The sequence below is a fragment of the Arcicella sp. LKC2W genome (assembly GCF_034931005.1).
In the GTDB taxonomy this organism is placed as follows: Bacteria; Bacteroidota; Bacteroidia; order Cytophagales; family Spirosomataceae; genus Arcicella.
The window spans coordinates 26432-39023 of the sequence record NZ_JAYGIN010000036.1; the positions used below are offsets into that span (position 1 = coordinate 26432).

At 34.7% G+C, this 12592-nt stretch carries 13 protein-coding genes; 12 read left to right on the forward strand and 1 reads right to left on the reverse strand.

What is annotated here, in order from left to right:
- Positions 1 to 148: 148 nt before the first annotated feature.
- The 5 genes from VB796_RS22255 (at position 149) to VB796_RS22275 (ending at position 4179) form a co-directional block, all read left to right on the forward strand.
- The gene (locus VB796_RS22255; RefSeq protein ID WP_323348800.1) at positions 149 to 496 is read left to right on the forward strand and encodes a MauE/DoxX family redox-associated membrane protein; all 348 of its coding nucleotides are present in this window, start codon (positions 149 to 151) and stop codon (positions 494 to 496) included.
- A 195-nt stretch (positions 497 to 691) separates the two neighbouring features.
- On the forward strand, positions 692 to 928 hold the full coding sequence (locus tag VB796_RS22260; protein WP_323348801.1) for a helix-turn-helix transcriptional regulator: 237 nt from the start codon (positions 692 to 694) through the stop codon (positions 926 to 928).
- 199 nt (positions 929 to 1127) lie between these two features.
- Positions 1128 to 1820 carry a hypothetical protein gene (locus tag VB796_RS22265; protein WP_323348802.1) on the forward strand — a complete coding sequence of 231 codons (693 nt, stop codon included), beginning with the start codon at positions 1128 to 1130 and terminating at the stop codon, positions 1818 to 1820.
- 45 nt (positions 1821 to 1865) lie between these two features.
- A complete protein-coding gene (locus tag VB796_RS22270) occupies positions 1866 to 2192 on the forward strand; it encodes a hypothetical protein (RefSeq protein ID WP_146199197.1) in 327 nt (108 codons plus the stop codon).
- 175 nt (positions 2193 to 2367) lie between these two features.
- Positions 2368 to 4179, forward strand: a complete 1812-nt coding sequence (locus tag VB796_RS22275; RefSeq protein WP_323348803.1) for an acyl-CoA dehydrogenase — start codon at positions 2368 to 2370, stop codon at positions 4177 to 4179.
- Positions 4180 to 4244: 65 nt separating this feature from the next.
- Here VB796_RS22275 and VB796_RS22280 read toward each other — a convergent pair whose 3' ends face one another.
- Positions 4245 to 4865, reverse strand: coding sequence for a DUF1684 domain-containing protein (locus VB796_RS22280; RefSeq protein WP_323348804.1), 621 nt, complete (start codon positions 4863 to 4865; stop codon positions 4245 to 4247).
- 229 nt (positions 4866 to 5094) lie between these two features.
- Here VB796_RS22280 and VB796_RS22285 point away from each other — a divergent pair, with 229 nt between their 5' ends.
- From VB796_RS22285 to tyrS, 7 genes are all read left to right on the forward strand, one after another.
- Positions 5095 to 5679, forward strand: a complete 585-nt coding sequence (locus VB796_RS22285; protein WP_323348805.1) for a riboflavin synthase — start codon at positions 5095 to 5097, stop codon at positions 5677 to 5679.
- A 181-nt stretch (positions 5680 to 5860) separates the two neighbouring features.
- On the forward strand, positions 5861 to 7756 hold the full coding sequence (locus VB796_RS22290; protein ID WP_323348806.1) for a beta-N-acetylhexosaminidase: 1896 nt from the start codon (positions 5861 to 5863) through the stop codon (positions 7754 to 7756).
- Between the two features lie 141 nt (positions 7757 to 7897).
- Positions 7898 to 8197: a hypothetical protein gene (locus VB796_RS22295; protein WP_323348807.1), complete on the forward strand. Its 300-nt coding sequence runs from the start codon at positions 7898 to 7900 to the stop codon at positions 8195 to 8197.
- 65 nt (positions 8198 to 8262) lie between these two features.
- Positions 8263 to 8907, forward strand: coding sequence for a hypothetical protein (locus tag VB796_RS22300; RefSeq protein WP_323348808.1), 645 nt, complete (start codon positions 8263 to 8265; stop codon positions 8905 to 8907).
- Positions 8908 to 9154: 247 nt separating this feature from the next.
- Entirely contained in the window at positions 9155 to 9931 is a 777-nt protein-coding gene (locus tag VB796_RS22305; protein WP_323348809.1) for a sensor histidine kinase, read from the forward strand.
- 49 nt (positions 9932 to 9980) lie between these two features.
- On the forward strand, positions 9981 to 10640 hold the full coding sequence (locus VB796_RS22310; protein WP_323348810.1) for a response regulator transcription factor: 660 nt from the start codon (positions 9981 to 9983) through the stop codon (positions 10638 to 10640).
- A gap of 182 nt (positions 10641 to 10822) precedes the next feature.
- Positions 10823 to 12130, forward strand: a complete 1308-nt coding sequence (gene tyrS / locus VB796_RS22315; RefSeq protein WP_323348811.1) for a tyrosine--tRNA ligase — start codon at positions 10823 to 10825, stop codon at positions 12128 to 12130.
- Positions 12131 to 12592: the final 462 nt, after the last annotated feature.

Here is a 12592-nt window from a genome sequence, read left to right on the forward strand (position 1 = left end):
CCCCTCATTTAAAAAGAATGTTTCCCGAAAACTCCATTTTACCATATTTATCGTATATTGTTGCAAGTTGGTATTAGGTTTTTTAGCAATAAAATCGCTCATTTACATAACCACTCATTCACTCAATAAACAATCACTCAATAGAATTATGCAAAACATCGGACTTTACCTCATGTCGTTACTTTATACAGCAGCAGGTATTTATCACTTCGTTAAACCAAAGTTTTATCTTGCCATCATGCCACCGTACATTCCCAACCATAGTCTGATGGTTTTGTTGAGTGGCATTGCGGAAGTTGTTTTAGGCTTAGCCTTACTCTTTCCCGCCACACGTAGCCTTGCCGCTTGGGGAATTATCTTGATGTTAGTCACATTTTTACCTGTGCATATTTTCATGATAAGCTCAGGGAAATTCGCTAAAATCCCAGAATTAGTCCTTTATGTAAGAATCGTACTCCAGTTTGTGTTGATTTATTGGGCTTATCGTTATGTGTAGTATTTTAAGTTTTTGAAAATATTAAATGTTTGATTTGTAACTCATTGATTTTCAATGAGTTTTTTTTTTTTGAAATATTGTTGTTTTTATATTCGTAGAAAAATGTACTTGTAGGAGTAAAAACAAGTTCTATATTTGTTGATAGTTAACCTACTTTAAAGCAATTTATTAGACCTGTAATACAATAAACTACCTATGGAATTAAACCCTTCTAATGCTGGTGGGCGTGAGATAGAATTCACTCGCCAAGAAATTAAAGTCCTCAAATTAGCTGCTGAGGTACACCTAAACAAAGAAATTGCTAATAATCTCAAAATTGCGGAAACCACCGTAAAACGCCACCGACAAAATTGTATGAGTAAATTAGGTATCAAAGGAAAACAAGCCATGAATAGGTTTTTAATGAAGTTCAACGCTCAAAATGCTATCTAAGTACCACAAAATTGGTACTAAAATGGTACTTTGGTAGTATTTACTTTGGTAGGAATGCCTTGCAAATTTGTAATGTTATTGCAATGACAAAGGCGGAATCTGAAAAGCCTAAAATAGAGTAAGAAAAATGCCCCACCACAGTTTGGAGACCGAAGGAGGGGCAATAGTCTCATGTTTCACATAAAACCAAAGTAAAAGTATGAAAAATTTATTTTCAAAGCTATCTTTGATAGCTGTATTATTGGCTGTATTTTTTACTTCTTGTCAGAAAGAAGATGTTTCAGCACTTACTGAAGGAGATAAACCTTCTGCTGCAAGAAAGGCAGATATATTAGCCGAACCTACTTTTTATAACGTTATTTACAACCCTGATAACGGTGATGTTACGGTTGACCAATATCTAAAAAGAGCAAGAAAAAACTTAATACCACAATTAGGAAGTGCAGGTGTTTTAATGAAAAACCTTGACTCTTGGGCAAATAGTAAACCATCTGCTGTTAGACCCGATGCTCTTGCTTTTGTAAGTGATATTAATAATCCTGCTTATTGGCCTGTTCGTGTAAATTTTAATGGTAAACAATGTGTTGTTTTTAGAGGAGGAAGTTCATTTGTGCCAAGAGACCCTTCAACTCCTACTGGAACAGATGGTGATTATAGAATAAATAGTGCTAATGGACTTGTACGGACAGAATATGGTCTTTCGTTAGAACTGGATTATAATAAGCCTTATATATCAGGAAATGGGTATAAAATTACCTACTTGCCGTCAAGTTTGAAAATTATCCAACGAGGTGTTCGACCAGACCATTTTGAGATTGTTTCGACACAAGAAATCAGTGTAACACAGTACAAATCGCTCTTATCTCAAATTCAATCAGCAGCAGCACAATAAAAATCAATAAACATAATTTTTATTTGCTTTATGAAACTTTACAATATGAAAGAAAGCAAAAAAATACAAGTAACAGTTATTGGATACTTAGGCAATGAACCGTCTGAATGGATAAAATGTACTTTTAAAGATTATTATGGTAACAGTTGGGATATAACCATAAAAGATTGCGATATATCAGGGAGTTGGGAAAGACAAGAAGTGCAATTTCCTGTAATAGGTTATCTTCATGGTCATGTTATTAATCAGATAAAAGAAAATAGAGAAACTATTTTTGAATTTGATGCTGACATAAGTGGTAGCCGAAAACTTAATGGAGAAATAATTTCTGAAACTGTTTTTATGATTTCTGAAAAGAATATATTGTCTTAATTTTATGAAAGGCTTTAAAAAGTTAAGTACAAATTAACAATTCCCAAAAAACGTTGCCCCAAAAGGACAACGTTTTTTTACGCCCAAAAAATAAATTTGTTATGCTTGCATACTATTATATTTGTCATTATTTTTACATAAAATTGTATGCAAGCATAGCAAATCTATTAAAACAATGGCACAGCAATATTCACGTCGTAACCTCGACTTTATGTTAAAGGAAGTTCTCAATGTTGCAGAGCTTACTAAATACCCTTATTTCCAAGACTATACGCCAGATATGTTTGACATGGTTTTGGATACCAATGAAGAAATTGCCGACAAAATTCTTCGTCCCGCTTATGTTTCTTCCGACCGCAATCAGCCCGAATTAGTGAATGGACAAGTAAAAGTGCATCCAGCCGTGAGAGATTATGTGAAGGCGATGGGTGATGCAGGTTTGATTGGAGCAATGTTTAAATATGAACACGGCGGACAACAATTACCAACAACCGTTGGGGCTGCTGCTGAGATGATTCGTGGCTCGGCTCATAATGCTTTTGTGATGTTTACGGGTTTGACATCGGGTTCATCGCATTTGATTTACTCTTTTGGTTCTGAAGAATTAAAAGAAAAGTTTGCCAACAAAATGGTGGATGGAACGTGGACGGGTTCTATGTGTTTGACTGAACCACAAGCAGGAAGTTCATTATCAGATGTCATCACAACGGCATCTCCACAAGCGGACGGAACTTTCAAAATAAAAGGACAAAAAGTATTTATTTCTGCGGGCGACCATGATATTGCCGACAATATTGTTCACTTAGTTTTGGCTCGTATTGATGGAGCTCCATTAGGAACGAAAGGAATTTCATTGTTCGTTGTGCCAAAATTTAGAGATAACGGAAGTGGCTCATATACAGAAGATAACGACGTGATTTCAACGGGAATTTATCACAAAATGGGGCAGAAAGCGACACCAGCCATGCACCTGACTTTTGGTGATAAAGATAATTCTGTGGGTTATTTGGTTGGAGAAGCCAATCAAGGCTTGAAATATATGTTCCAAATGATGAACGAAGCACGTTTGGGCGTGGGTATGGGCGGAACTTATATCGCATCTGCTGCTTATTATGCTTCATTGGAATATGCCAAAGAACGCCCGCAAGGAAGACGTTTGAATAATAAAAACTTGGAAGAAGGACAAACTTTTATCATCAATCACCCCGATGTAAAACGGATGTTATTGTTCCAAAAATCCATTGTTGAAGGTTCTTTGGGTTTATTAATGGAATGTTATCTGTGGGAAGATATGATTAATGCTCTCGGAAGAACTTCCGAAGAAGCAAAACCATATCAATTAATGCTCGATTTGATGACTACTGTTGCCAAAACTTATCCTGCCGAAATGGGTATCAAAGCCGTGAACGAAGGTTTACAAGTTTTTGGTGGATATGGTTATACAGAAGATTTTCCATTGGAACAAATGGCTCGTGATGTGCGGATTATGTCAATTTATGAAGGTACGACGGGTATTCACTCATTAAATCTTTTGGGGCGTGGAATCACTGCAAATGGTGGAAAAGCACCTCAGTTATTGTTTGGGGAAATCATGAAAACCATTGAAGAATCAAAAACACATGAAGATTTAAAACCTTATGCCGAGAAATTAGAGAAAGAATTGGGTCGTTTGCAAAAAGTAACGATGCACCTTTTAGGAATCGGAGCGAAGGGAGATAACGAAGTTTTCTTAGCCGATGCCAATTTATACATGGACTTTTTCGGCATTGTGGCAGTTGCTTGGATTTGGTTGAAACAAGGCATTGTTGCCAAAAATGCTTTAGTAAGTAGCAATCAAGAAGGAGACGAATTAGCATTTTATGAATCAAAAATTCACACGATGAAATTCTTCTTCCATTATGAATTAATCAAGACTTTAAGTTTATCTGCTCGTTTATTAGATACTGAAGTTTTGACTATTAACCAAGAAATCGAATTTGCCGTATAGCTTTTTGAATTATCACACACATCAATAAATTATGAATCCCTGCCGTTTATTCAGCAGGGATTTTTTTATTGTCTTTCACCTACTTTTAAAGCCAAATTTAAAAAGTTTTCAGCAGGAGTAATTGGGCAGGTAAAAGTTTCATTATAAGCACAATACGGCTGATAGGCTTTGTTGAAATCAATCTCAATTTGATTGTTTTTAACATCATTAACACCAAAATCCAAATATCGTCCAGCTCCATAAGTTTCTTTATTGGAAGTCAAATCTTTGAAAGGTAAAAACAGATTTCCTTCTGGCGTTTTGAATATTTTTAGAGCATACTTTTTGCCCTCAATTTCGAAGGAAACATTACCATAAGCTTCGTATTCTTCTACACTTCCGTCGGTCATAGAAATATTAATGGTTTGGTCAGATGCAAATTTGTCTAATTTACCAACTACCTTAAAATTAGGATTAATCTCAAAATATTTTAAACCCTTAAAAGTTGCTTTTTCTTTTATAGGAGATTCTTTGTCAGTTTTAAGAAAATCATCTTTTTGTTTTCTTAAATCTTGAATAGGAGTAAGATATTGGTCATCATTGCCAGTTGTTGATGATTGAGGCGTTTCGTTGCCAGTTAGTGAATATAAAATAATCGCAATTAAAACGACTGTAACTGAGAGGAGGAAAAATTTATTCTTGAACATAAAATCTGATTTTTTGACAAATGTAATAACGCTGAATGAAAATCCGTATTCTATTAAATACTAACTTGCACCCCGAAAATAAATTAACAGAATTAGAGTTGAATTGGTTAGTTATTTATACCAATAATAAATATTTTTTGTTTAGCTCTTCCAAGCGTTTAAAACACTTGGGAGAGTTGCAGCTTGATTAACCATCTCGTCTAAATTCTAAATACCAAATCCCAAAATCATGTTTACAGGAATAATTGAAGCCGTAGGCGAATTAAAAAATATTAAACCAGAAGGTACCAATATCACTTTCACTTTTACTTGTCCGTTCACAAACGAACTCAAAATTGACCAAAGTCTTGCCCATAATGGCGTTTGTCTGACCGTTATTGATATTCAAGGAAATGAATATTCTGTGACTGCTATTGACGAAACTTTACAAAAAACTAATCTCGGTAAACTTCAAATCGGTAGTAAAGTAAATCTCGAAAGATGTATGCCTGCACACGGGCGTTTTGATGGGCATATTGTACAAGGACACGTTGACCAAACGGGTGTAGTTACGGCTATTACAGAACAAAATGGCTCTTGGCTTTTTGATTTTGAATATTCGGCAGATGAACAAAATGTAACGGTAGAAAAAGGCTCAATTTGCATCAATGGAACAAGTTTGACCGTTTTCAATGCTGGAATTAATACCTTCCGAGTAGCCATTATTCCATATACTTACGAAAATACCGTTTTTCATACTTTCAAAGTTGGAGACATCGTTAATTTAGAGTTTGATATTGTTGGAAAGTACATCAAAAAAATGTTAAAAATGTAACCCAGACTTCAGCCTGTACAGAAAGTAACACAGGCTTCAGTCTGTACAGAAAGTAACACAGACTTCAGTCTGTACAGAAAGTAACACAGACTTCAGTCTGTACAGAAAGTAACACAGACTTCAGTCTGTAAATAACCCATAAAATTTGAAATGATAGCAGCCTAAAACTATCAAATAACCTATGAAGAAACTTTTGTTTTTCTTGCTAATAACTTTATCCGCCAATAGTTTTTCACAAATTCATATTATACCCGAACCTTCGTCTATTCAAAAGCAAGTAGGTGAATTTATCTTAACGAAAGACACCAAAATCAATATTCCAACGGCAAATGCGGAGGTCAGAAATGTAGCTCAGTTTTTTGCCGAAAGTATCAGTTTACCTACTGGAATCAAATTGAGCATTGCTGAAAACATCAAATTTCATGCTTCAAAAAGTATCAATTTTATTTTGGACGAAAAAATGTTGGCAGCTCCCGACCAATATACACTCATCATTTCTCCAAAATTTATTGATATAAAGGCACATAGCCCACAAGGAATGTTTTACGCTGTCCAAACTTTGATGCAGTTATTTCCAAAACAAATTGAGAATAATTCATTACAAAAAGTCGTTTGGAAAGCTCCAGCCGTCAAAATTATGGATACTCCTCGTTACGGTTGGCGTGGTGTGATGTTGGATGTTAGCCGTCATTTTTTCCCGAAAGAATACATCAAGAAGTTCATCGACCAATTGGCACGCTTAAAATTCAATACGTTTCATTGGCATTTAACCGACGACCAAGGCTGGCGAATTGAGATAAAATCGTATCCAAAATTAACTTCCGTAGGTGCATGGCGTGTTCAACGCACAGGTAAATGGTGGGAACGTGACCCCGCAAAACCAGATGAAGAACGTTCTTATGGCGGTTTTTATACGCAAGACGATATTCGAGAAATTGTACAATATGCTCAAGAAAGATACATAAGCATTTTGCCAGAAGTAGATGTTCCCGGACATTCATTGGCAATTTTAGCAGCCTATCCAGAGTTTTCGTGTGGTGGAGGGAAATTTGAAGTTAATGCAGGGTCAAGATTTTATAAAGATGTAGAAAATACGCTTTGTCCTTCCAACGAACAAGTTTATGTGTTTTTGGATAAGGTTTTAGGAGAAATTGCTCCACTTTTTCCAAATCCGTACATTCATATTGGAGGTGATGAAGCTTATAGAGGTTTTTGGGAAAAAAGTGCCGATTGTCAAGCTTTAATGAAACGAGAAGGCTTGAAAAACCAAGAAGAACTACAAAGTTATTTCATCAAAAGAATTGAGAAAATTGTTCAATCAAAAGGGAAAAGAATGATTGGTTGGGACGAAATCCTCGAAGGCGGACTCGCTCCCGATGCCACCGTAATGTCATGGCGTGGTATGAAAGGCGGAATTATTGCTGCTAAACAAAACCATCAAGTAGTAATGACTCCTTCAGAATTTGTATATCTCGACCTCTATCAAGGCGACCCCAACGTTGAGCCTGTCACTTACGGAATGGCTCGTTTGAAAAAAACGTATAGTTTTAACCCAACCCCCAAAGGTGTGGAGGAAAAGTTGATTTTGGGAGGGCAAGGGAATCTGTGGACAGAATCAGTACCCACAACTCGGCATTTAGAATATATGGTTTATCCTCGTGCATTTGCCATTGCGGAGGCATTGTGGAGTCCGAAAGAGAAAAAGAATTGGCAATTTTTTACGAAGAAATTAGAAACGCATTTTTCTCGTTTGGACGAAGCCAAATTGAACTATGCACTGAGTATGTACGATGCCATCGTAAGAACAGAAAAAGATGCGGCGGGAAAACTTAAAATAGAATTGTCAACTGAAATAGAAGGCTTAGATATTTTTTACACTTTAGATGGAACAAATGCCGATAACTATGCTAACAAATATCAAGGGATAATGTTAGAAATTCCGAAAAATGCGACCACTTTAAAGGTAATAACTTATCAAAATAACAAACCAAAAGGCAAACAAATTTCCTTATCAATGAAGGATTTGCAAGACAGATTAGGACGATATAAGATGGTAGCCGAAATGTTGGACGAATAAGTATAATTGCAATTTTTCATACCGTAGAATTACCTGATTTATAGGGTAATTCTACGGTATTTTTGTTACTTTTCTTGATAATACTATGTCTTATTCATAGCTTAGTAATATTATTTAACCCTTTAATATCACTAATTAACAATGGCTAAGTTTATCACCAGTCAGGATAATCCTGAAGAACACGAAAAAGCAATGGGTCTTGTTCAAAACTATCAAGGCTCAAAAAAAGAAAATTCAATTGATGCACATTTTGTAAGTAAAGCTGCATTACAACAATTTCTTGATAATCCAGATTTTGAAGCGTTTAAAGTTCACCATGCCAGAGCAGAAGACGGCACACGTACCGTAGTTTTGGAAGGCTTAAATGCTAAAGGCGAGAGTTTAAATGCAATTGTTAGCGAATTACCAACTTGTCCACCAATGTGTGATTGGGCTGTTTAGATTTCACTTTTTAAGATTTATAGATGTATTTTTTTATATTAGCAAAAATACCAATTATTGGATATGTGTCCTCTTTAACCTTGATGTTACCAATTATAGTTGGTTTCATCAAGATTAAAGATATTAAGGCCACTCCATTAATGTTGATTTTCATGTATTGCCTTCTATATAGTATTCTTGAGGTGGTAGCTTGGTATTATGCTTTGCATAGATTACAAAACCATTTTTTAGAAAATCTAAGTTCTTATTTAGAAGTAATTGTTATCAGTTATTTTTATTATTGTGTGGTTACTACGCCAGTTAGAAAACGTGTAATTATCTTTTTGACATTATTTTCTTTGGCTCTAATATTGTGGTCGCATTTTGGTGGAGATAGAGATTTTAATGTGATAGATTCTTATGCTCGTAGTATTGGAGACATCGCATTAATATCATCTGCATTGATATTTTTTTACCAACTTTTTAATAACCTTGAGGTTAAAAACTTATTTACATACTCTTATTTTTGGATTGCGATAGCAGTTCTTATTTATTTCTCAGGAATTTTCTTTATCAATATTTTTGCTGAATATATTGCCTTCAATAATGATAAGTCTATTCAAGAGTATTGGAACATTAAAGAATATTTAACAATTTTTCACCGCATTTTTTTAGCAATAGGTCTATGGTTCAGCACGACGCATCAACAATTAAATCCATCATCGAAATAGGTACTACCGCCATGTTGGTTTTTTCTACCACAGTAATTGTGTTAGTTTATATTTTTCATAATCGCCTTATTAAACAAAAATATGGATTGTAATAGCAGGATGTAAACGAATGGAAAATAAGTTTATTTTTCCCTCTAATACAAAGTTTACGAAATACGAACAACGTAAATCATTGATTTTGTGCAGTTTGCCTATTCGCTTTTTCGCAAATCGCTTTTCGCTTAGAATAATCCCTAACCCCTAATTTATGAATGAGGTAAAAATCATTATTCTTGGTACAGCCGCAATGCTTTTACCTACTTCGGCAATTATTATTTTTGTTATTTTATATTACCGTCGTCAGCGTTTGCAACGAGAAAAATTAGAACATATTGAAGAACTACATCGCCAAGAAATGTTAGAAGCCAGCGTTGCCTCACAAGAAAATGTCAGAAGACAAATTGGGGGAGATTTACACGATGAAATAGGCACACTTCTCTCGGCAACTCGTATGAGCCTTTCGCAAATTACCAAATATGGTGATAATCCTTCCAAACGAGAAAATCTCCTTAATCAAACGCAAGACCTTCTCAACGAAGCTCTTAATAACGTCCGTAGAATTTCTAAAGAATTGATGCCAAGTACCTTAGATGAATTTGGGTTAATCATCGCTCTTAAAGATTTTACTCAAAAAATGACCGAACATACGGGCGTATTGGTTTGCTTTAGTCATGGCGAATTGATAGGCAAATTTGATTCTAAAATAGAGCTTGCCCTTTATCGAACCGCCCAAGAATTAGTCAACAACGCCCTCAAACACGCCCAATCTACCATCATTAACATTACGCTTAGAGAGAATAATAACCAATTAATATTACAAGTGTCAGATAATGGAATTGGATTTGATTTAGAAGAAGTCAATCAACCTCATAGAGGAATAGGCATAAAAAATATTGAAAGTAGAATTAGCGTAATAAAAGGAAATATTAAATTTGATGTAGAAAAGGGTAGAGGAGCAAGTTTTGAAATTACCGTTCCATTGTAATTTTATCAAATATCTAACATCCAAGTCACCCGTTAATACCCAAAACCACATGAATAATCAAAAAATTAAAATTGCCATTGCCGATGACCACGCCATATTTCGTCGTGGAATCGTATCGCTTTTACAAAATAATGATGATTTTGAAGTAATTTCTCAAGCAGCCAATGGTCAAGAGTTAATTGATAATCTTAATATAGAACAACCTCATGTTATCTTGATGGATTTGCAAATGCCAGTGCTTGATGGTATTAGAGCAACACAACAAATCAAAAAAGACTTTCAACACATCAAAATTATTATTATCTCAATGCACGACGAAGCCCAATTCGTCTCTCATCTCATGGAACTTGGTGCTAACGGATATTTACTAAAAGATGCAGACCCCGACGAAGTTGAAAACGCCATTTATACCGTTCATAGTGAAGACTATTATTACGGTGCATTCCTCCTTAAAGTAATGCACAATAGAATGATAAATAAACCAGTCAAAAAAATAGTACCATTTTTTAGTATTCAAGTAGAACTTTCTGAAAGAGAAATAGAAGTGCTTCAGCAGATTTGTGAGGGAACAACAGCACCACAAATTGCTGAGAAAATTAATCTAAGCCCTCGTACCGTAGAAGGACATAGAAATCGTATCATGGAAAAAACAGGGACAAAAAATATTGCAGGCTTAGTCGCTTGGGCTGTGAGAAATGGAATAGCATAATGAACAGCCAATAATATCAAAAGTATCAAGTAAATAACTACACCTATCAATATTCTCCTGATTCAATAAAGAAATATCAAATCCCAATTGATAACTTTGCAGTTCAAAATCATTAAATGGTACAATACTAAAGATGAAATAAAGAACCATCTTTTATCGTAGAAACTGACAAAGAACGAATAATGCAGACAAATTTTATAGACGAACTCCGTTGGCGTGGAATGCTCCATGACATGATGCCGGGAACAGAAGAACAATTGAGCAAAGAGATAACCGCAGCATATATTGGCTTCGACCCAACCGCCGCTTCATTACATATTGGTAATTTAGCCACCATTATGTTACTAAAGCATTTTCAATTATGCGGACACAAACCATTCGCATTAGTTGGAGGAGCAACAGGCATGATTGGTGACCCATCAGGAAAAGCCGCAGAAAGAGAATTTCTTTCAGAAGAAACCCTTCGCTTCAATCAAGATAGTATTAAGAAACAATTAGAAAAATTCTTAGACTTTAATTCTGGAGAAAACTCTGCCGAAATGGTCAATAATTACGATTGGTTTAAAGAATTTTCATTCTTAGATTTCCTTCGTGAAGGCGGAAAATATCTTTCTGTAAATTATATGATGTCGAAAGACTCAGTAAAAAAGCGTCTCGAAACAGGAATATCTTTCACCGAATTTTCTTACCAATTATTACAAGGCTACGATTTCTATTGGTTATATAAGAACAAAAACGTTCGCCTTCAAATGGGTGGCTCTGACCAATGGGGTAACATCACAACAGGTACAGAAATCATTAGAAGAAAAGAAGGCGGAGCTGATGAAATTGAACATAAAGCGTTTGCCCTTACAACTCCATTAGTTACAAAAGCAGACGGAACAAAATTTGGAAAGTCAGAATCAGGAAACGTTTGGTTAGACCCAGCCATGACAACTCCATATCAGTTTTACCAATTCTGGTTAAATGCTGCCGATTCAGATTGTCCGAGATTATTGAGAGTATTTACACTATATAATCAGCAAACAATTGAAGCTCTCGAAACCGAACACGCCGAAGCACCTCACTTACGCATAATGCAAAAAGCGTTGGCGAAAGATGTAACAACACGTGTTCATTCAGAAAAAGACTACGAAATTGTAAAACAGGCTTCTGAATTATTATTTGACAAAAACGTTATTGAACAATTTGAGCAAGTTGATGCCCAAGTAGTAGAAGCCTTAGATTTGATAAAAGTCAAAAAAGAAGATTATTCAAATTGTGCAAATATCACGGATTTTTTAGCAACTTTAATTTTAGATGAAAAAGGAGAGCCTATCATCTTTAAATCAAAAGGAGAAACCCGTAAAGCGATTCAAGCTAATTCAGTCTCTATTAATAAGCAGAAAGTGACAGACCCTAATAAAACATTAGAATTTACCTTATTAAGAGGAAATTACCTTATCGTAAATCATGGCAAACAAAAAGTATATATAATTCAGTTTGTATAACTTTTAAATTTTACTAAAATGCCTTTTGTTTGAAATAATCATTCAGATAAAAGGCATTTTCCTTTTATTAATCTCTTTATGTAAAATACATAAATATAATTATTCTAATATTAAATAGAAATAGTATTTATTTGCCTCGATTCATTCAAATAAAAGTGCATTTTTTTATTTATTGTAAGTATTTGGTTTTCAGATTTTTGTGATAATATTGACTATTTTTTTTGTTTTTATTTATTGTATAGTTTGGTAGTTTAAAATTAAAGGTGCAACTTTGCACTCCGAAACGACGGGGTTATAGTTATTTTGAGTGTTATAGATGGTTTATAAGCCACATAGATTTTGACTGCTAGAGGTTAAGATTGTAAGAGTTCTTTGAGATATTGATAGGAAGACAGATTAATTAATTTTATTCAGAAGACAGGAGTTGTAGTTATGTTTCTTTATTTAAAGGGCATGAAAGAG